Source organism: Romboutsia sp. 1001285H_161024_C4 (genome assembly GCF_015550185.1).
GTDB classification, from domain to species: domain Bacteria; phylum Bacillota; class Clostridia; order Peptostreptococcales; family Peptostreptococcaceae; genus Romboutsia_C; species Romboutsia_C hominis.
The window spans coordinates 36,855-56,738 of record NZ_JADNAJ010000006.1; the positions used below are offsets into that span (position 1 = coordinate 36,855).

Annotated in this window: 19 protein-coding genes; 5 read left to right on the forward strand and 14 right to left on the reverse strand. The window is 29.8% G+C overall.

Annotated elements, in window-relative coordinates:
• Window positions 1-103 precede the first annotated feature (103 nt).
• Both I1959_RS10935 and I1959_RS10940 read right to left on the reverse strand, forming a co-directional pair.
• Entirely contained in the window at window positions 104-814 is a 711-nt protein-coding gene (locus I1959_RS10935; RefSeq protein WP_092923693.1) for a zinc dependent phospholipase C family protein, read from the reverse strand.
• A 14-nt stretch (window positions 815-828) separates the two neighbouring features.
• Window positions 829-1,665 (reverse strand): N-acetylmuramoyl-L-alanine amidase, encoded by an 837-nt coding sequence (locus I1959_RS10940; RefSeq protein ID WP_092923690.1) that lies wholly within the window; start codon window positions 1,663-1,665, stop codon window positions 829-831.
• Between the two features lie 203 nt (window positions 1,666-1,868).
• Here I1959_RS10940 and I1959_RS10945 point away from each other — a divergent pair, with 203 nt between their 5' ends.
• Together I1959_RS10945 and I1959_RS10950 are read left to right on the forward strand one after the other, a co-directional pair.
• Window positions 1,869-2,195 carry a hypothetical protein gene (locus tag I1959_RS10945; protein ID WP_092923687.1) on the forward strand — a complete coding sequence of 109 codons (327 nt, stop codon included), beginning with the start codon at window positions 1,869-1,871 and terminating at the stop codon, window positions 2,193-2,195.
• A gap of 455 nt (window positions 2,196-2,650) precedes the next feature.
• The gene (locus tag I1959_RS10950) at window positions 2,651-3,493 is read left to right on the forward strand and encodes a SpoIVB peptidase S55 domain-containing protein (protein WP_243240038.1); all 843 of its coding nucleotides are present in this window, start codon (window positions 2,651-2,653) and stop codon (window positions 3,491-3,493) included.
• A gap of 40 nt (window positions 3,494-3,533) precedes the next feature.
• On the opposite strand, the gene yunB is transcribed toward I1959_RS10950, so the two are convergent.
• The gene (gene yunB / locus I1959_RS10955; RefSeq protein WP_207733579.1) at window positions 3,534-4,208 is read right to left on the reverse strand and encodes a sporulation protein YunB; all 675 of its coding nucleotides are present in this window, start codon (window positions 4,206-4,208) and stop codon (window positions 3,534-3,536) included.
• Between the two features lie 238 nt (window positions 4,209-4,446).
• Between yunB and I1959_RS10960 the strand changes: the two genes are divergently transcribed.
• A complete protein-coding gene (locus I1959_RS10960) occupies window positions 4,447-7,227 on the forward strand; it encodes a transglycosylase domain-containing protein (protein ID WP_166505998.1) in 2,781 nt (926 codons plus the stop codon).
• Between the two features lie 115 nt (window positions 7,228-7,342).
• On the opposite strand, the gene spoVAE is transcribed toward I1959_RS10960, so the two are convergent.
• The 10 genes from spoVAE to I1959_RS11010 form a co-directional block, all read right to left on the reverse strand.
• A complete protein-coding gene (spoVAE, locus tag I1959_RS10965) occupies window positions 7,343-7,705 on the reverse strand; it encodes a stage V sporulation protein AE (RefSeq protein ID WP_166505999.1) in 363 nt (120 codons plus the stop codon).
• 6 nt (window positions 7,706-7,711) lie between these two features.
• The gene (gene spoVAD, locus I1959_RS10970; RefSeq protein ID WP_092923672.1) at window positions 7,712-8,728 is read right to left on the reverse strand and encodes a stage V sporulation protein AD; all 1,017 of its coding nucleotides are present in this window, start codon (window positions 8,726-8,728) and stop codon (window positions 7,712-7,714) included.
• A 12-nt stretch (window positions 8,729-8,740) separates the two neighbouring features.
• Window positions 8,741-9,181 carry a stage V sporulation protein AC gene (gene spoVAC, locus I1959_RS10975; RefSeq protein ID WP_092923668.1) on the reverse strand — a complete coding sequence of 147 codons (441 nt, stop codon included), beginning with the start codon at window positions 9,179-9,181 and terminating at the stop codon, window positions 8,741-8,743.
• 3 nt (window positions 9,182-9,184) lie between these two features.
• On the reverse strand, window positions 9,185-9,601 hold the full coding sequence (locus I1959_RS10980) for a stage V sporulation protein AB (RefSeq protein WP_195238298.1): 417 nt from the start codon (window positions 9,599-9,601) through the stop codon (window positions 9,185-9,187).
• Between the two features lie 8 nt (window positions 9,602-9,609).
• A complete protein-coding gene (locus I1959_RS10985) occupies window positions 9,610-10,197 on the reverse strand; it encodes a stage V sporulation protein AA (RefSeq protein ID WP_092923662.1) in 588 nt (195 codons plus the stop codon).
• A gap of 176 nt (window positions 10,198-10,373) precedes the next feature.
• Complete coding sequence (sigF, locus tag I1959_RS10990; protein ID WP_092923659.1) at window positions 10,374-11,138, reverse strand: RNA polymerase sporulation sigma factor SigF; 765 nt, start codon at window positions 11,136-11,138, stop codon at window positions 10,374-10,376.
• Between the two features lie 25 nt (window positions 11,139-11,163).
• Entirely contained in the window at window positions 11,164-11,592 is a 429-nt protein-coding gene (spoIIAB, locus tag I1959_RS10995) for an anti-sigma F factor (RefSeq protein WP_092923656.1), read from the reverse strand.
• 13 nt (window positions 11,593-11,605) lie between these two features.
• Window positions 11,606-11,938, reverse strand: a complete 333-nt coding sequence (spoIIAA, locus tag I1959_RS11000) for an anti-sigma F factor antagonist (RefSeq protein WP_092923653.1) — start codon at window positions 11,936-11,938, stop codon at window positions 11,606-11,608.
• 288 nt (window positions 11,939-12,226) lie between these two features.
• On the reverse strand, window positions 12,227-13,846 hold the full coding sequence (locus I1959_RS11005; RefSeq protein ID WP_195238301.1) for a DEAD/DEAH box helicase: 1,620 nt from the start codon (window positions 13,844-13,846) through the stop codon (window positions 12,227-12,229).
• Window positions 13,847-13,976: 130 nt separating this feature from the next.
• Window positions 13,977-14,936 (reverse strand): calcium/sodium antiporter, encoded by a 960-nt coding sequence (locus I1959_RS11010; protein WP_092923647.1) that lies wholly within the window; start codon window positions 14,934-14,936, stop codon window positions 13,977-13,979.
• Window positions 14,937-15,278: 342 nt separating this feature from the next.
• On the opposite strand from I1959_RS11010, the gene pflB reads away from it, so the two are divergent.
• Together pflB and pflA are read left to right on the forward strand one after the other, a co-directional pair.
• Window positions 15,279-17,510 (forward strand): formate C-acetyltransferase, encoded by a 2,232-nt coding sequence (gene pflB / locus I1959_RS11015; RefSeq protein ID WP_195238302.1) that lies wholly within the window; start codon window positions 15,279-15,281, stop codon window positions 17,508-17,510.
• Between the two features lie 326 nt (window positions 17,511-17,836).
• Window positions 17,837-18,571, forward strand: a complete 735-nt coding sequence (gene pflA, locus I1959_RS11020; RefSeq protein ID WP_092923641.1) for a pyruvate formate-lyase-activating protein — start codon at window positions 17,837-17,839, stop codon at window positions 18,569-18,571.
• A gap of 94 nt (window positions 18,572-18,665) precedes the next feature.
• On the opposite strand, the gene thiI is transcribed toward pflA, so the two are convergent.
• Entirely contained in the window at window positions 18,666-19,838 is a 1,173-nt protein-coding gene (gene thiI, locus I1959_RS11025) for a tRNA uracil 4-sulfurtransferase ThiI (protein WP_195238303.1), read from the reverse strand.
• Between the last annotated feature and the right edge of the window lie 46 nt (window positions 19,839-19,884).

Genomic DNA, 19,884 nt, shown 5'->3' on the forward strand with positions numbered 1-19,884 from the left:
TATATTCTTTTTAAAGTTAAATCAAGTAAATAGCAAACCTTTAGCATCTATAAAAAAAGAATGCTCTTTTATGAAAATTCATACTAGAACATTCTCTTCTTTATTAGTTTAAATGCATTACATCTTCAAAAAACATTACCATACATCCTGCAGTAGTTCGTTGAGCTATATTTATACTTTTTACTGCTATCAAATAAAATTTTGTATTTAAGTCAGTGACATTTTTATACATATAGTCAACATTTAAGGCATACATTGAATTATAATCAGCATATTCTTTTATACTATTTAATAAAATAGGCTCTTCATGTGCTTTAAATCGCTTTATTTTCTTATAGTTATTTTTTACATACACTTCAAACTGTCTATGATTATCTAAAAGCCTTCCTTTAGCATGTTGTGGTATTGTCAAATCTTGTATTATATGACACGCTGCTCCAAAGAAAAACATACTTCTTGTGTAATTACCTGCCTTAAAATATTTCTTCGCTTTATCGTAATATCCTATAGCTACTGTTAGAGCATTATCTTCATACCCATACTTACCTTTACCTTCCTTTGGATTATAAAAATGGTGGTATGATTTAAAGTCTTGATCAGCCCATACAAGACCTCTTTCTATATCATTTACATATTCCTTAAAAAAATTATATATTTCATAATTTCCTTCTTTTTTTAATATTTCTAGTGAATTTTCATTTATAAATAAATGTACTTCACAAGTTGTTTTTATTATACTTTTTTTTATTGGATTTACAAACTTAAAAGTATTTGTTAATGCTTTGGCATAAACACCTTCTATTTTTTTTTTCATTGTCCTCACCTAATCTAATTAGTCAAAAAATACTCTTCCACCCCGTCAGCTACACTTTGCATAAGCTTTCTTTGATATTCTGGATTTGACATCATCTGATCTTCACTATGATTACTTAAGAATCCCATTTCTATTAAAATTACTGGTACCTTAGACCAATTAAATCCTGTCAAATCATTTCTTTCAAATATACCATTTATATTTATACCATCATTTTTCATCTTTTCCTGTACTAAATTTGCGCACTTACTACTTTCTTCGTATATTGAAGTTGTATATTTACCATCCTTAGCTGGTATTAAAATCGACGCTCCTGTTTTTGATGGATTACTTATACTATCTGCATGAATTCTAATTACCATTTTTGCATTTTTATCATTTGCTAACTGAGCTCTTTCTGCATTACTTATATTAACATTATGAGATTCTCTAGTCATCACTATATTGTATCCTTTACCCTCTAATATATGCTTTAAAACCATGGATGCTTCTAAATTTAATATGTATTCTGGTTTTTTTGTTGAAACACCCGTTGCACCAGATGATACTCTTGCCTTTGTTTGACCTGAGCCAGGAGCTACCTGTTCTGGTCTTCTATCTCCTTTTTCTTGATGGCCTGGATCTATGCATATTAATATTTCCTTTTGATCAGCTTTATTCTTTTCTTTTGTACTATTGTCATTAACTTTATTATCTTTTGCTTCTTTTTCATCATTAGATTGTTCATTTTGTTTTATGATGTTACCTATTAAACCTGTCCCTTTATTTAAATTGCTCATTGGGTTTGAAGTAAATATTATTATAATTGCTATGGTCATTATGGATAATACTAATATTCTATATTTTTTCAACTACATACACCTTCCTAAATTTCAATTTATATTAAAACTAATATCTTTATATATTTTTACATTAAATGTACTCTTATATTCATTTTTAGTTAAATATTACATATTTTACTTTTTGAAATTTTTTATACTTTTATATTATGGTTTTATTTTTTTATTGAACTCATATATATTTATATGACCTTTTATAGGAGGTGGTTATAAAAATGAATGATAAGTGTAATGATAAAAATAAGCCTAGACTATGTAAATTTGGTTATGTTGATTATATAGTGTTAGCTTCAACTATATCCATTGCCCTTGCAGAGGAGTTTGATACTCAAGATTTGAGTATCTTAGCTTCTTTTTTTGCAGTATTGTCTGATGAACTTGCTTTAATTTCATCAGTTGAAGCATGCTTTTCAGAAGATGACTCAGAACCAGTTCCATCTCCTATTCCAGATGTTGCTATAACTAATATACCTACTAAAAAAATTAGAAATAAATCTTATAAAAGGAAAGTTTATAAAAAAGTAAAAAGAAAAAACACTTAACAATTTTTGTATAAGTGTTTTTATTTTTTTGTGAATATTTTTTATGTAAATACTTTAACTGTAATTATTTTTTATTTTATTTTTAAAATACCCTATATTATGAACTATAAATGAATACTTTTTATTTTTATTTTGATATTTGATTATGTATTTATATTTTAAAAAGTATTTTTTTCTAGGTTATTGATTAATTATTTATTTATGTAATCTAAAACTATATTGCTTCTATTTTACAAGGATTAAAAGAAAATTAGTGTGCAATATATTATTAAGGCACCAAAATCAATCAAGTATAGACAGAAAGAAGGTGTTTTATGTATAAATTTTTAGATTTAAAAAATAAAAGTTTATTAAAGTTAAAATTTATCTTATTTGTATCATTTTTATTATATTTTCTCTCAACTAATTTAATTTATTCACATTCTATCCAAAAAGATGAAGATTACCTAATTCCTATGGGAAATCTAATCCAGATAGATGCTGAATTAGAAAATTTAGTTGTTAAAAATTTTATTGAAGGTTCTTCATTTTGTGTGGGAGATTCAATTTTAAAAGTTAACGGAACTCAGGTTAATAGTTACAAAGATTTTACAGATTTATTATCTAATTTATCTACTAAAGATGATGCAGTTGTTCTTGTAAAAAGAGGCGAAAATACTTTTTCATTTAAAACTACTAAAAATGAATTAGAAAAGGTAAATTGTAACAACTATATAAGTGGATTTGCTACACTAACTTATATAAATCCTAAAACAAATAGATTTGGAGCTGTCGGCCATCCTATAAGTATTGGTTTAGCAAGAAAAGTTCCTATCAAAAATGGTAATATATATACTACAAAAGATTTAACTATCGACAAGTCATGTAGAGGTCATGTTGGTTGCATTAATGCTGTAAGAAAAGATGTTATTGGTGAGTTTACCCATAACTCAGATTTTGGTATAAAAGGTGAAATAGCTACATTTAAAGATTCTTTGTTAAAACCTTATAAAGTTGCTTCTTTGGATGAGGTTAAACTAGGAAAAGCTCAAATAATCTTACAAACTGGTTCTTATACAAAAGATGCATTTGATATACAAATAGTTGATATACAACTTCAACATTCTCCTAAAGCTAAAACTTTTAAAATAAAAGTAGTAGATAAAGATTTATTAGCTCTTACAGGTGGTATTGTTCAAGGTATGAGTGGAGCTCCTATTGTTCAGGGTGATAAAATTATCGGAGCTGTATCACATGCTATTGAAAACAATCCTGCTCTTGGATATGCAGTTTATATAAAGTGGATGAATGAAAATTAATGTAAAGATAAGTCAGGTTAATCCTGGCTTATCTTTATATTTAAGGAGATACATTTAGTAAACCTTTTTCTGGTAAATTAATAAAGCTATTTGGTACATCTCCTACTATTATAGTTTCACATATAGGTACTTTAGCTTTAACTTCTTTAGTTGATGTTGTAAGTGGTATTACTACTCTTACTTGTGTCTTAACTTGAAGATATATTGTATGTCTAGTTTGATTTATACCAGATGATTCAAACTTAGTTTCAAAATCTACTGATACTGTTCCTATTGGTTCAATAGATACCTTAATTTGAGGACCGTATTTAGCAAGTATGGGACTTTTAAGAGCTGTTCCTATAGGTATGTATGCAGTTGTTGATTTTACCTTTTTTAATTCTTCTTGAATTTCTAAAGCAACATCTGAAGCTATTTGATTCATCATTATAGTGTTGGCTTGAATCATAGTTATTTTTCCCTGAGAATCCATATTTGTATTCATTAAATCTGAATAATTAATCTTATCTTTTACAATGTCTCCAACAGCTTTATTTATAGATCTGTTTGCCAGTTCTATTGCTTTTGTTTCTGCAAGAACTGTTATTGTTGGTCTTAAATTTTTATCTACATATATAAAGCTTCCTATTAATATAGATAATATAGATATAATTAAAAATATTATTAGTGGTTTTTTAATAAAGCTATTTTTAAAATCATATCTATTTTTATTCAAAATATCACCCCCATAATATTTTATGCAAACAAAGTATCACATATTTTTTATATTATTAGATAAAAATAATTATTATTAAAGTTATAATAATTTTTTAAATTATATAATTAATAACATGTTTGTTTTGGAAGTATTTTGCAGATTTTTAGTATATATAAATTATGACTATTTTATTCTGTAATTAGAAAATTTCATATATATATGGTATAATATTGCATTAAGTAAGGAGGTTAACTTAATGAATAATGATAATAATGAAAATAGAAATAAAATAAGAAGAAAGAAAGCAAGTTCTTCTTCTTCAACAGCTACTCGTAATTCATCTACCACTCGTAGTTCATCTACTTCTCGTGGTTCATCTACTAGTAGCTCAAATAAAAAAACTAAACCAAAAAAGAAAAAAGATAAGTTTAAGACTCTCAGGTCTATTTTGGTAGTTTGTTTAGTTTTATTAGTTGCTGGAGTAGCCGTTGGAACTGGTGTAGTCTTTGCTTCATTAAGAAACGCTGAGCCAATATCAAAAGCTCTTTTAGAAGAAAAGACTTATCAAACAACGCGTATATACTATGCTAATAATGATCTACTTTCTAATGCCCCTAGTGTAAATAAAAAGCAACCTGTACCTCTAAAAGATATGGGTAAATATCTTCCTAAGGCAATAGTAGCTATAGAAGATGAGCGTTTTTATGAACATGGTGGAGTAGATATAAGAGGATTGCTAAGATCTGTAGTAAAAACTCTTACTGGAGATAAGCAAGGTGGTAGTACAATACCTATGCAGGTATCAAAAATGTTACTAACATCTACTGAACAAAGCCTTCCTCGTAAAATAAAGGATATATACTATGCTCATGAAATGAGTAAAGTCTTAAGTAAAGATGAGATATTAGAACTTTACTTAAATAACTTCTTCGTTGGTAAGGGTCTAGCTGGTGCTGAGGCTGGTGCTAGAGGATATTTTGATAAAAAAGCATCGCAACTTACTCTTGGTGAGTCAGCATTACTTGCAGGTTCTACTCAAAACCCGTCAAGATATTCAGCTTATATTACTGCTAAGTTAGAAGGTAATGAAACTAAGGATGATGTTGCAAATAGATTACTATTTTTCATAAATACTCCTGATGATACTCTTGATGATCCTACTCCAATGGAATTAGATATGGTTGAAAAGTTAAATTCTTGGGGACTTATTCCTAACGATGATACTTACAAGCAATTAAAAGCTGGTACTATGGTTGTTAGAAAAGCTGTACCTAATCCTAAGGCTAAAGAAAGACGTAATATTGTTTTAGGTAAAATGCTACAAACTGGAGCTATAACACAATCAGAATACAATGAGGCTGTGGCTGAGGAAATAAATATAAAACTACCTAAGCCTAAAGAAAGTGTTTCTTCTTCAGTTGAGGATTTAATAGAATATAAAGTTATAGATGCTTTAGTAGCACAAGGTAATACTAAAGACGAAGCATATAATATGTTCTATAATGGTGGTTTAAAGATACACACTACTATAGACCCTAAAATGCAAAAAATATTAGAAAAAGAATATGATAATGATAATAACTTCCCTGGTAGCCGTCATAGCAATGGAATGACTCAACCTCAATCATCTATGGTTATATTAGATTATAAAACTGGTGAAATAAAAGCTTTAGTTGGTGGTAGACATATAACAGGAAGAAAAACTCTAAATAGAGCTACTACTCCTCAACAACCAGGTTCAACTATAAAGCCATTATCAGTTTATACACCTGCTATAGATACACTTAAATTAACTCAAGCTACTGCATTAAGTGATACTACTGCAAATCTTACACCTTATAAGTTTAAGGAAAATAATAAGTGGAATCCAAATACGACTACTCCTGGTAAAGATATCATGAGTTTACGTAAAGCTTTAGCTTACTCATCAAATACTATAGCTATAAGAACTGCCGAACTTTTAGGTGATTCTTATAAAGATTGTGTTGATATAATGATGGATTACTTAAAGAATTTTGGTATAACAACTTTAGTTGATAGTAATACTGCAAATGCAGAAAGTAATGATAGAAGATTCCCAGCATTAACACTTGGAGGTATGACTCATGGTATATCACCTCTTGAAATGGCTTCTGCTTATGGAACTTTAGCTAATGGCGGTGTTTATATAGAGCCAACTATATTTACAACTATAACAAGTTATGATGGACAATTAATAGTTAAAAATACTCCTGAACAACACAAAGTTGTTGATCCTGATGTTGCTTACGTAATTACTGATATGCTAAAGGCAGTTATAACTGAAGGTATCGGTGGTAAAGCTGCTATACCTGGTGGAATGCCTGTTGCTGGTAAAACAGGAACAACTAATAAAGCCTTAGATGCTTGGTTTGTTGGTTACACTCCATACTACGTTGGTGCAACTTATATAGGTGATGATGCAGGTAGAAAAAATCCTACTACAGGAGAATTTATACCTCGTGAAAGTGTTGAAGGTGGAAGTGGTTCGGCAGCAAAACTTTGGTCTATAGTTATGAGACAAATTCATGAAAACTTAAAGAAAGTTGATTTCAAAGTTCCTGATAAAGTATACTTTGCTAAAATTAACTTAATAGATGGTGGAAGATCTTCATCTGGTGTTAAAGCAGCATTTATAGATGGAACATCTCCAACTAAATATACTTCTAGAGCCAATGCTGTAAAGCCAAAACATGAAGAATCTACTACACCTCCTGAAAACCAAAATAATGAAGGTACTGTAGATAATAATACTACTCCTCCTGCTGATAATGGCGGTGGAAATACTACTCCTCCTACTGATAATGGCGGTGGAAATACTACTCCTCCTGCTGATAATGGTGGCGGAAATACTACTCCTCCTGCCGATAATGGTGGCGGAAATACTACAACTCCTCCTCCTAATAATGGCGGCGGAACTGCAACTCCTCCTCCTAGTAATGGTGGTGGAAATACTACTCCTCCTGCCGATAATAGCGGTGGAGCTACTAATCCAGCTAGTAATCCAACTGGACAATAGTTTAATATATATAAAAAAGACTATTCTCTATTTTGAGATAGTCTTTTTTTATTTATGCCTTATATTATAATATTTTATATAACTTAAATTATTAACTTATATACATTTATTAATTTTAAGGTTTAGCTTTTGGTGTAAAAATAAGTGCCATCATATATCCAAAAAATATAGCTCCTGCTATTCCTCCTGCAGTTGCAATTGTACCTCCTGTGAATATTCCCATAAACCCATCAGTCTCTATTGCTTTTTTTACGCCATTTGCTAATGAATATCCAAATCCTATTATAGGTACTGTCGCTCCTGATCCTCCAAACTTAACTATAGGTTCATATATCCCTAAAAATGTTAAAATTACTCCGCTAGTAACATAAGATACCATTATATAGGGCATTTGTACTTTAAAGTAATCAAGAAGAATCTGACCAATAAGACAAATTATTCCTCCTACTATAAATGCCCTTACATAATCCATAAGCATATTTAATCACTCCTTATTTTCAATAATTACTGCATGAGCTACACAGGGTATTGTTTGTTTTTGTAAAGTACTAGTTGGTGATAATAAAGCCCCTGTTGATACTAGCATTACTTTATTGAATTCTTTATTTTTAAGTTTTTTGTAAATATATCCACAGAAAACAGTAGCTGAACATCCACATCCACTACCTCCACAGTGTACATCTTGTTTTTCCATATTAAACATTTCTATTCCACAATCCATATATACTTTTGATATATCAAGTCCCCTTTGAGCTAATAATTCTTCTGTTATTTCTTTACCTAGTTTTCCCAAATCTCCTGTAGCTATTACATCAAAGCTATTTGGGTCATCTTTTGTATCATTAAAATATGAGTATATAGTATCTACTGCTGCAGGAGCCATAGCTGCTCCCATATTATTACCATCATCTATACCCTTATCTATTACTTTTCCAATAGTTACATGGGTAACCTTAGGCCCTTGCCCTTTTGGAGATATTAATACACTACCTGCACCAGTAACGGTCCATTGAGCTGTCATAGGTTTTTGATTACCAAATTCTAGAGGAAACCTAAATTGTCTCTCTGCTGCACAAAAATGACTAGATGTTCCAGATAGTATCAAGTCTGCAAATCCTCCGTCTATAAGCATAGAGCTTATACACATACCTTCTGCCATAGTAGAACATGCTCCATATATTCCTATAAATGGTATAGATAAGTCCCTAGCAGCAAAAGATGCAGGAAATATTTGATTGAGCAAATCTCCACCTATCATATAATTTATATCTTCTAATTTTTTATTAGCTTTTTCACATGTTTTTTTCATAGCAGTTTTTACCATATCACTCTCTGCTAATTCCCATGATTTTTGACCACATAAGTCATCCTCAAGTATAATATCAAAATATTCTCTTAATGGTCCTTCTCCTTCTTTGGGACCAACAACTGAACTAGCTGATATAATAGTTGGCTTATTTTCTAGTTTTACTGTTCTATTTCCAATTCTTTTACTTTTCATATTTTAGTCTCCTTATTTTATAAGATTGAAAATATAGTATATAAATCCACATAGAATAGATGAGCCTATTCCATATACTAATACTGGACCTGCAATTTTAAATAAGTTTGCTCCTACTCCAAGTACATAACCTTCTCTTTTAAACTCCATAGCAGGTGATACTATAGAATTTGCAAATCCTGTTATAGGTATAGCTGAACCTGCACCTGCCCTTTTTCCTATAAGATCATACACACCAAGACCTGTTAATAAAGCTCCTATAAATATCAAAGTTATTGATGTAGCGCCTGCTGCATCTAGTTTACCAAGCCCTACAAAATTCATATAAAAATCATTTATACCTTGTCCTATTACGCATATTATTCCACCAACTATAAATGCTAATATATAGTTTTTCGCGTATGTTGGTTTTGGGCTTTTTTCTTCAACATACTTTTTGTAATTTTTATCCATAAATTAACCTCCTTGAATTATAGACCATCCTATTAAAGATCCAATTACTTTTCCCACAAGCATTGCTATAATTATATATTTTAAATACAAAGCAGGTATTTTTAATCTTCTTGCAACTACAGGTATATAATCTAATATCTCTGTTAGGCCCGAACTTAAAAAACCTACGAATGCTCCATAAGCAAGCCCTGCTACTAAAGCACCCATTTTACCTATGCGTATATTCATGCCTTGAATTGAAATTAAGCTTCCAAATAAAGTTCCTATAACCAGTAGACTTTCATATGCCCCTATAAATTCTTTTGTCTTACTTATTTGTGCCATTCTAGGTATTATACCTACAAGTATTAGTAAAGAAACTACTCCTGACCCAACAACTACTCCTGATGATATTCCAAATATTATTAAAAATAATTTCACAAAATACCTCACTGTTTTTTTCTTAGTTGATTTTCTATTTCTTTATTTAATGAAACCATCTTTAAATCTAAAGGACTAGGCTCTCCTCTAGAATAATTTGGTATGAATTTATTAAAAAATAATGCTACGCCAATTCCTATACCAATTGAGTATGGTATTTGAAAATATGGCATATAAGACTTTGCATCTTTTGTGATTGCATTTACCATCATAAATTGCGAATGAGCCATATTTACATCTGCATGAAAGTTCATTATTCCCATTATAGAACCCATAAGTACTACTACTGCTACTATGAAAACTCTTATGTATTTAGTTCTATCTTTTTTGTAGCTGTCAAAGAAGATTATTATATCTTCAGGTTTCAAAAAATTTAACCTTAATTTTGGAAACCTATTATTTACTTCTTCTATAACTTCACCTAAATGTATTACATCATATTTAGATGTATTATTGTCGTAGCTTCTTAAGCATATATCTTTTATTTTCGCTTCATAAGCCTCTGGATAGATAGTATATATTTCACCTAAATAAATCTCTTTTTTTGATATGTTAAAAGGTTTTATACTCTTAGGTATTAAGTAAATATCATCCATATATAATACCTCCTTCTTACTTTATTATTTGTTTAAGCTAATAAAATATTCTAATATATTAAAACTTAAGCAGCATTTATATAAATTTTAACCTAGGTTGTTTTTACCTATAATTTATTTCAAATAAAAAGCACCCACTAAACAAATATTTGTCTATTGGGTGCTTTTTATTTTTATTAACTAATATATGATTTTAATTTAGCTAATACTTTTTTCTCTATTCTAGAAACTTGTACTTGAGATATATTTAACATATCCCCAATTTCACTTTGAGTTTTATCTTCAAAATATCTAAGCATTATTATCTGTCTTTCTCTTTTTTCTAATTTGCCTAAAACTTCTTTTAAAAGAAGATTATCTATTACTTTCTCTTCTTCACACTCTCCCTTTAAGCTAATCTTATCTATTAAGCAAATTGGATTTCCTTCTTCTTCATGTATAACTCCATGTAAATACTCTACAGAAAAATTAGATTCCATTGCCATAACTAAGTCTTCTTTTTCCACTTCTAATACATTAGCTATTTCTTCTATACTTGGTTCTCTTCCTAGTTTCTTGCTAAGTATTTCACTTTGTGTTTTAGCTTTTATAGCTATTTGCTTTAAAGACCTAGATACTTTTACCATTCCGTCATCTCTTAGATATCTTTTTATTTCTCCTAATATCATTGGTACAGCATATGTAGAAAACTTTACATTAAACTTAGGATCAAACTTATATATAGCCTTTATTAAACCTATTGACCCTAATTGAAATAAATCATCTCTATCATAACCTATATTTAAAAATTTAGTTACAACACTTCTAACTAATCCTAGATTGTTAGTTATTAGTATTTCCTTAGCTTCCTCATCTCCATTTTGTGCTTTATCTATTAATTTTAATGTTTCTTCATGACTAAGCAATACTCTCTTTTCTTCTTTTATTGCAATTATCCCCATAATAAAACCTCTATTCTTTTGGACTTTATTGTGGTAAGTTTATTTTTTTAGTCATTACAATTTTAGTCCCTTCACCCTTTATTGAACTTACCCATACATCATCCATAAAGCTCTCCATTACAGTAAATCCCATTCCTGATCTTTCAAGCTCTGGCTTTGATGTGTAAAGTGGTTGCATAGCCATTTGAACATCTTCTATACCATTACCTCTATCTTCTACTACTATTTTTATAGTATTTCCTTCTATTTCACATCTTAAATATACGAATTCTTCTTCATTTTCATCATATCCATGAATTATTGAATTGGTTACAGCTTCTGATACTGCAGTTTTTATATCTGCTAGTTCATCTATAGTCGGATCTAATTTCGCAGCAAATGAAGCTACTATAACTCTAGCAAAACTTTCATTCTCAGATTTAGCAGAAAATTTAACTTCCATAATGTTCTTCATTTTGTATTCCCCCTTATATAGAACTTACTACTTCATCTGTATTGTTTATGTCTATAATTTTATTCATTCCAGATAAATTAAATACTTTCTCAACTCTTTCATTTGCATTTATTATAGATACTTTTCCACCTTCAGCTGATATTTTTTTGTATCTACCTATAATTACACCTATCCCTGATGAATCCATAAATTTAATATTTCTAAAATCAAATATTATGTTTTTTATAGGCTTAGATAGTAATATATTATCTATTTCATCTCTAACCTCATTTGTTATATGGTGGTCTAGTTCTGTAAATACAAACTCTATTGTTAGAGTTTTTTGTTCTAAGTAGTAGTTTATCATTTGTATCCCCCCTGATTATTGAGTATATTAACTCTTAATCAATTCTATTATATTTACTTTTTATCCTTCAACAAAATTTAACTACTTTTGTTTTATTATGTCTTAATCAACATCAGACATAAATTATATAATTAATGATGTTAAATGTTGGCAATCCACATATTTATTATTTACATATTTTTTATTAATATACATTTTTTTCTATTAATTTATTTATCTTTATATAAAGTAATAATTAATAGAAAATTTTTGCATATAAAAAAGCATAGCTTTTGCTATGCTTTTTATCTATCTTCTTTTGTTGTTTGCTTTTTCTATGTTTATCTTGTTACCTTTTATTTTTATATCTTTCATCTTTTCTAATACTTTTTTAGCATTTTGCTTAGGTACTTCAACGAAAGTATATTTGTCATATATATCTATAGTTCCTATAAGTTTTCCTGGTATCCCAACTTCTCCAGCTATTGCACCTAATATATCTTTAGCTTGAACTCTTTGGTTTCTACCTACATTTATAAATAATCTAGCCATACCTTCTTGAGCCCCAGTTGATCCACCTTTAGAACGCGCTTCTCTACGTTGTCTTGGTTTTTCCTCTACTATTTCTTCTTTAAGTTCTTCACCTAAAGCTAATTTTAAAAGTGCAGCAGCTACATCAACTGTAGAGTAATCTTCTTCTTGACAGAATGTTTCTAACCATTGCATTTGTTTAGTTAATTGCCCTTGTTCCATAGTTGATTTAACTTCTTTGAAGAATGCACTTACTTTCTTTTCTTCAACATCAGCTATTGAAGGTATACCATGCTTAATTAACTTAGTCTTAGTATATCTTTCTATATCTTTCATCTTTCTCATTTCTTTTCCAAATACAAAACTGAAAGATATACCTTCTCTACCAGCTCTACCAGTTCTACCTATTCTATGAACATAGTATTCTTCATCTTGAGGAAGATCATAGTTAAATACCGCTTCAACATCATCAACGTCTATTCCTCTAGCTGCAACATCTGTCGCTACTAGTATGTCTATAGTTCCCCCTCTAAACTTATCCATAACTATATCTCTTTGAGTTTGTTTTAAATCCCCGTGTAATGCATCTGCAAAATATCCTCTAGCCTGTAATTCACTAACTAATTCATCTGAACCTCTCTTAGTGTTACAGAATACTACTGATAATTTTGGATTGTAAACATCTATTAATCTACATAATACTTCTAATTTATTTGCAGATCTAGTTTCTATATAGTATTGCTTTATATTAGGCACTGTAAGTTCTTTTCTAACAACCTTTATGTGCTCTGGATTTTTTTGGTATGCCTTTGTTAACTCTAATATCCCTTTTGGCATAGTAGCTGAGAAGAATACTGTTTGTCTATCTTCTGGAGTTCTACTTATTATAGTTTCTATATCTTCTCTGAACCCCATATCTAACATTTCATCCGCTTCATCTAATACAACCATCTTAACATTATCCATTTTTAATGTTTTACGGTTTATATGGTCTATAACACGACCTGGAGTTCCTATTACTATTTGAACTCCCCCTTTTAAAGACTTTATTTGTCTATCTATTGGTTGCCCACCATATATAGGTAAAGTTTTTATTCCGTGCATGTATTTAGATATTTTTCTTATTTCTTTAGAAACTTGTATTGCAAGTTCTCTAGTAGGACAAAGTACCACCGCTTGTAAACTTTTATCCTCTGGATTTATAGTTTCTAGTATTGGTATACTGAATGCTGCTGTTTTTCCCGTACCTGTTTGTGCTTGACCTATAACATCTTTACCTGATAATACAACAGGTATAGATTGAGCTTGTATTGGAGATGGTTCTTCAAACCCCATGTCCGATATAGCTCTTTTTATATCATCACTTATTGGTAAGTCTTCAAATTTTATTGTGTTCATATATTATTTCCTTTCCGTTATCTAATTATATTAACTTATCTATTATATATTTAATTCGAATAATATGCAATTAGTATTTTATCCCTTACTCATCTATAATATTCAAGATAATACAACTTGTTTTATACCATTAAGCAACGATATATATATAATATAATGTAGCCATATATAAAAGATATGTTGAAAGCATTAGCATTCCCTGCCATCTATGTAATTTATGTTTTTTAATAGTTGGTATTATTAAAATCAAAAGTAGAGCTATCATAAAAGGAAAATCTATTTTTGCTGTTTGTGCCAAAATTGGTATATCATTTGGTATTGCTGATATTCCTATTACAGATACTATATTTAATATGTTAGCACCTAATACATTTCCCACTGATATAGCATGATGCTTTTTCCTTATAGCAGTTATTGATGATACTAATTCAGGCAGTGACGTACCTAGTGCTATTACAGTAAGACTTATTATTCCTTGTGGTATGCCTATAATTTCTGCTATTTTTATCCCATTATCTACTAATAATTTTGAGCCTAAAACCATCATTACTAATCCAAGTATAAAAAAGACAGCTATTTTCAATGTTTCCTTTATATTTATACTTCCTCTATTATAATTTTTACTTAAGTCTGTTTTACTATCTTTTTCTACACTTTTATAATTTGTATACATATATACTAAAAGCATTAAAAGAAGCAATAATGCATCTATTCTATTAATATTTCCATCTATACTAAGTAATATTGTTAAAAATACTGATATTAAAAGAATTATTGATTTTGAAAAAAACATATTTTTATCTACTTTAAATGGACTTATAAATGCTACTAACCCAAGTACTAAGCCTGTGTTACAAATAATAGAACCTACTGCATTCCCTAGGCTCATTGTTGTATGCCCTTGTAAAGATGCTACTGTTGACACTGTTAACTCTGGAAGAGTTGTTGCAAAACTTACTATCGTAGCACCAAGTACCAATTCCGATATATTAGTCTTCTTCCCTATTATTACTGTATAGTTTATAAATATATCTGCTCCTTTTGTTATTAATATAAAACCTAAAATAAATAGTATAATAATAAATAACATAATATCCCTCCCCTATATAAGATAGATATTCATTATTTGGACATATATACTATTTTTTTATTTTTAAATTTTTTTGTTTTAGCATAAAAACACTTGGGTATTATATGATTATAAGGAAAACAAATTCAGATTAAATTTAAAAATTATCGACAATATTTATGCGAAAGGTTGTATACAAAATACCTTTTATATGTTATGATTATATTGTCTAAAAATTATCTAGCTAGATTAATAATATAAATTTTTTAAATATTTAAATTTAAATAATAATATTAAATATTTAAATTTAAATAACAATAAATAACTTTACAAATTTTAAACCCTAACAAGGAGGCTATTCACATGAATGCATGGCAAGGATTTAAAGAAGGTAGATGGACTAAAGAAATAGATGTTAGAGGGTTCATCCAAGAAAACTACACTCCATATGAAGGAAATGATTCTTTCTTAGCTGGAGCTACTGAAAACACTAAAAAATTATGGGAAGAAGCTATGGCTCTTTTCAAAAAAGAAAGAGAAAATGGCGGAACTTTAGACGTTGATACTAAAACAGTATCTATGATAGATGCTTATGCACCAGGATACTTAGATAAAGAATTAGAAACAATAGTTGGTTTCCAAACTGACGCACCATTAAAAAGAGCTGTTATGCCTTTCGGTGGTATAAAAATGGTTGAAAATTCTTGTAAGGCTTACGGATACGAATGTGATCCTGAAATAAGCGAAATATTCACTAAATATAGAAAAACTCATAACCAAGGGGTATTCGATGCTTACACTCCTGAAATGAGAGCTGCTAGAAGATCTGGTATAATAACTGGTTTACCAGATGCTTACGGAAGAGGTAGAATAATAGGTGACTACAGAAGAGTTGCTTTATACGGTGTAGATAGATTAATAGAAGATAAATTAGCTCAAAAAGCTGAATACGAAGTAAGATGTATAGACGAAGAAGTTATAAGAGCTAGAGAAGAAATATCTGATCAAATAAAAGCTTTAGAAGCATTAAAGAGAATGGCTTTATCTTACGGATTCGATATATCTAAGCCAGCTACTAACTCAAGAGAAGCTGTTCAATGGTTATACTTCGGATACTTAGGAGCTATAAAAGATCAAAACGGAGCTGCAATGTCATTAGGTAGAACTTCTACATTCTTAGACATATACTTCGAAAGAGATTTAGCTAACGGAACAATAACTGAAGAAGAAATTCAAGAAATAATGGACCACTTCGTTATGAAGTTAAGAATGGTTAAATTCTTAAGAACTCCAGAATACAACGATTTATTCTCAGGAGACCCAACTTGGGTAACTGAATCAATCGGTGGTATGGGTATAGATGGTAGAACATTAGTAACTAAAAACTCATTCAGAATGTTAAATACTCTTTACACTCTTGGACCATCTCCAGAGCCAAACTTAACAGTATTATGGTCTACTAGATTACCTCAAGGATTCAAAGACTTCTGTTCAAAAGTTTCAATAGATACAAGTTCTGTTCAATACGAGAACGATGACTTAATGAGACCATACTGGGGAGATGACTACGGTATAGCTTGTTGTGTATCTGCAATGAGAATAGGTAAACAAATGCAATTCTTCGGAGCTAGAGTAAACTTAGCTAAGACTTTATTATACGCTATAAACGGTGGTGTTGATGAGAAGTCAGGAGTACAAGTTGGACCTAAATTCGAAGCAATAACTTCAGAATACTTAGATTACGATGAAGTTATGGCTAAGTTCGAACCATTCACTGATTGGTTAGCTAACTTATACGTAAATACATTAAACATAATCCACTACATGCATGATAAGTACTCTTATGAAGCATTAGAAATGGCTTTACATGATAGAGAAATATTCAGAACTATGGCTTGTGGTATAGCTGGTTTATCAGTTTGCGTTGACTCATTATCTGCTATAAAACATGCTAAAGTTAAAACTATAAGAAACGAAGCTGGTATAGCTGTTGACTTCGAAATAGAAGGAGATTATCCAAAATTCGGAAACAACGATGACAGAGTTGACCAAATAGCTTGTGACTTAGTAGAAAACTTCATGAACAAAATAAGAAAGAACAAAACTTACAGAGATTCTTACCATACTCAATCTATATTAACAATAACTTCAAACGTTGTTTACGGTAAGAAGACTGGTAACACTCCTGACGGAAGAAGAGCTGGTGAGCCATTCGCTCCAGGAGCTAACCCAATGCACGGAAGAGATAACAGCGGAGCTTTAGCTTCATTATCTTCAGTTGCTAAATTACCATACGAGCATGCTCAAGATGGTATATCTAATACTTTCTCTATAGTACCAGGTGCTTTAGGAAAAGATATGAACGAAAGAGTAAACAACTTATCTTCAATGATGGACGGATACTTCGCTCAAGGAGCTCATCACTTAAACGTTAACGTATTTGATAGAGCTACTTTAGAAGATGCTATGGAGCATCCAGAAAAATACCCTCAATTAACTATAAGAGTTTCAGGATACGCTGTAAACTTCATCAAGTTAACTAGAGAGCAACAATTAGACGTTATAAACAGAACATTCCACGGAAAAATGGCTTAATTTATAACATCTATAATCTTACATCAGATAGTTTAACAATTATCAAGAATCAAAGTATATAATTTTTCAGAGTGTAAGTCTCATCAACTTACACTCTTTTTTTATTTATTTTAAAATTAATTGTATGTAATAATATTATAATCTAAAATTTTTTTACATATATAGTTTGTATAGGTACTTACTGGGTATAATTAAAATATAAGGAATTATACATTACTTAAACAATATAGACTTTAAAGATATAATAATTTATAATATATTTAGACGATATTATGTATACAGTATATTTGAAACTTAATTTATAAAACGACTTAGAGGTGGATATTATGATAAAAGGAAGAGTTCATTCAATAGAAACATTTGGTACAGTAGATGGTCCAGGAATAAGATTTATAGTATTTATGCAAGGATGCCCATTAAGATGTAAATATTGCCACAATAGAGATACATGGGATGCAAAAGGTGGAAAAGAATATACAACTGACGAACTAATCACTGAAGTACTTAAGTACTCATCTTATATGAAATTCTCTGGTGGCGGTTTAACTGTTTCAGGTGGTGAAGCTACACTTCAACCAGAATTTGTAGCAGAATTATTTGCTAAGGCTAAGAAAAATGGTATACACACTTGCTTAGATACTTCTGGATTTGTAGATATAGATAAAATAGATCCAATACTTGATAATACTGATTTAGTTTTACTTGACTTAAAACATATGATAGATGATAAGGCTAAAGACTTAACAGGTGTAACAATCCAAAAAACATTAAAGTTAGCTAAACACTTAGATGAAAGAAATATACCTGTTTGGATAAGACACGTTTTAGTCCCTGGTATAACAGATGATAGAGAAAACTTAGAAGCATTAGGTAAGTTTGTATCTACTCTTAACAATGTAGATAGACTTGAATTATTACCATATCATACAATAGGTGTTCACAAATGGGAAAGTATGGGGATCGAGTATGAGTTAAAAGGTGTTCCTGATGCTACTCCAGAAGATATTAAAAAAGCTAGCCAAGTCTTAAAAGAATTTGGTGTTGAGGTATTTAATAAATAAGCCCTTAAATTTTTTTGAATAATTTATATATAACAAAAAAAGAAGTCCTAGGACTTCTTTTTTTGTTATATATTTTAATATTAGTATTTTAGAATTAGAATTCTAAATCTTCTACTTCTATGTTTTCTATAGCATCTTGTATTAATTTTTCTACATCTAATGCATTTTCTGACTTTTCAATTCTCTCTAATCTAGGCTTAGTCACAGGTTTTTTAGGAGCAAATACTGTACAACAGTCTTCTTCTGGAAGTATTGATGTTTCAAATGTTCCTATTTTCTGAGCTATATCAACTATTTCAGTTTTATCCATAGCTATAAGAGGTCTAAATACAGGTATACTAACTGATGCATTTGTGCAAGTTAGTCCTTGTATAGTTTGAGATGCAACTTGTCCTATACTCTCTCCTGTAACTAAAGCATCACAGTGTCTTTTTTCTGCTACTGCTTGAGCTATTCTCATCATAAATCTTCTTGATATTATAGTCATTTCTTCATCTTTACAATTTAAACCTATAGCTTTTTGTATTTCTAACATATTAACTTTATGAAGTCTTACTCTTCCACAGTACTTAGCTAATATTTTTCCTAAATCTCTTACCTTCTCTTGAGATTTTTCACTAGTAAATGGATAACTGTGGAAATGTATACATTCTAGTTCCATACCTCTTTTTGCTACCATCCAAGATGCAACTGGTGAATCTATTCCTCCAGATAATAAAGACATCGCTCTACCATTTGTTCCAAGAGGCAATCCTCCATACCCTGGTATAGTATCACTGTATACCATTACATGATTTTCTCTATATTCACAACGTATTCTAACTTCTGGATTTCTTATATCTACTGCTATTTTGTCTTTAACTTGAGATACTAAGTAACCTGCTATATCTCTACTCATTTCTTGAGAAGTAAATTTAAAGCTCTTATCTCCTCTTTTACTTTCTACTTTAAAGCTCTTTGCCCCTGCATCTATTTTTTCTTCTAATACTTCTAATGCTAATTCTTTTAATTTAGTATAATCTTTTTCAGCTCTTATTGCTGGACATACTCCTACTATACCAAATACTTTTCTTACTTCTTCTGCAACTTCTTCATAATCATAGTCTTCTAAGTCTACATATATTCTTCCAAATTCTTTATAAACTTTAAATTCACCTAATGGCTTAAGCATATTTTTTACATTTTTTATTAACTTATTTTCAAATAAGTATCTATTTTTTCCTTTTACACCTATTTCCCCGTACTTAACTATTAATATATTATACAAATGTATCACCTCATATTTTGATTATCGTCTTCTTGTTGTTTTTCTT

What these genes read in the sequence shown, in the direction of transcription:
- I1959_RS10935 (WP_092923693.1), bottom strand. Translation starts at nt 814, where the DNA reads ATGAAAAAAAAAATAGAAGGTGTTTATGCCAAAGCATTAACAAATACT.
- I1959_RS10945 (WP_092923687.1), top strand. Translation starts at nt 1,869, where the DNA reads ATGAATGATAAGTGTAATGATAAAAATAAGCCTAGACTATGTAAATTT.
- I1959_RS10950 (WP_243240038.1), top strand. Translation starts at nt 2,651, where the DNA reads ATGGGAAATCTAATCCAGATAGATGCTGAATTAGAAAATTTAGTTGTT.
- I1959_RS10960 (WP_166505998.1), top strand. Translation starts at nt 4,447, where the DNA reads ATGAATAATGATAATAATGAAAATAGAAATAAAATAAGAAGAAAGAAA.
- spoVAE (WP_166505999.1), bottom strand. Translation starts at nt 7,705, where the DNA reads ATGCTTATGGATTATGTAAGGGCATTTATAGTAGGAGGAATAATTTGT.
- spoVAD (WP_092923672.1), bottom strand. Translation starts at nt 8,728, where the DNA reads ATGAAAAGTAAAAGAATTGGAAATAGAACAGTAAAACTAGAAAATAAG.
- spoVAC (WP_092923668.1), bottom strand. Translation starts at nt 9,181, where the DNA reads ATGGATAAAAATTACAAAAAGTATGTTGAAGAAAAAAGCCCAAAACCA.
- I1959_RS10985 (WP_092923662.1), bottom strand. Translation starts at nt 10,197, where the DNA reads ATGGATGATATTTACTTAATACCTAAGAGTATAAAACCTTTTAACATA.
- sigF (WP_092923659.1), bottom strand. Translation starts at nt 11,138, where the DNA reads ATGGGGATAATTGCAATAAAAGAAGAAAAGAGAGTATTGCTTAGTCAT.
- spoIIAB (WP_092923656.1), bottom strand. Translation starts at nt 11,592, where the DNA reads ATGAAGAACATTATGGAAGTTAAATTTTCTGCTAAATCTGAGAATGAA.
- spoIIAA (WP_092923653.1), bottom strand. Translation starts at nt 11,938, where the DNA reads ATGATAAACTACTACTTAGAACAAAAAACTCTAACAATAGAGTTTGTA.
- I1959_RS11005 (WP_195238301.1), bottom strand. Translation starts at nt 13,846, where the DNA reads ATGAACACAATAAAATTTGAAGACTTACCAATAAGTGATGATATAAAA.
- I1959_RS11010 (WP_092923647.1), bottom strand. Translation starts at nt 14,936, where the DNA reads ATGTTATTTATTATTATACTATTTATTTTAGGTTTTATATTAATAACA.
- pflB (WP_195238302.1), top strand. Translation starts at nt 15,279, where the DNA reads ATGAATGCATGGCAAGGATTTAAAGAAGGTAGATGGACTAAAGAAATA.
- pflA (WP_092923641.1), top strand. Translation starts at nt 17,837, where the DNA reads ATGATAAAAGGAAGAGTTCATTCAATAGAAACATTTGGTACAGTAGAT.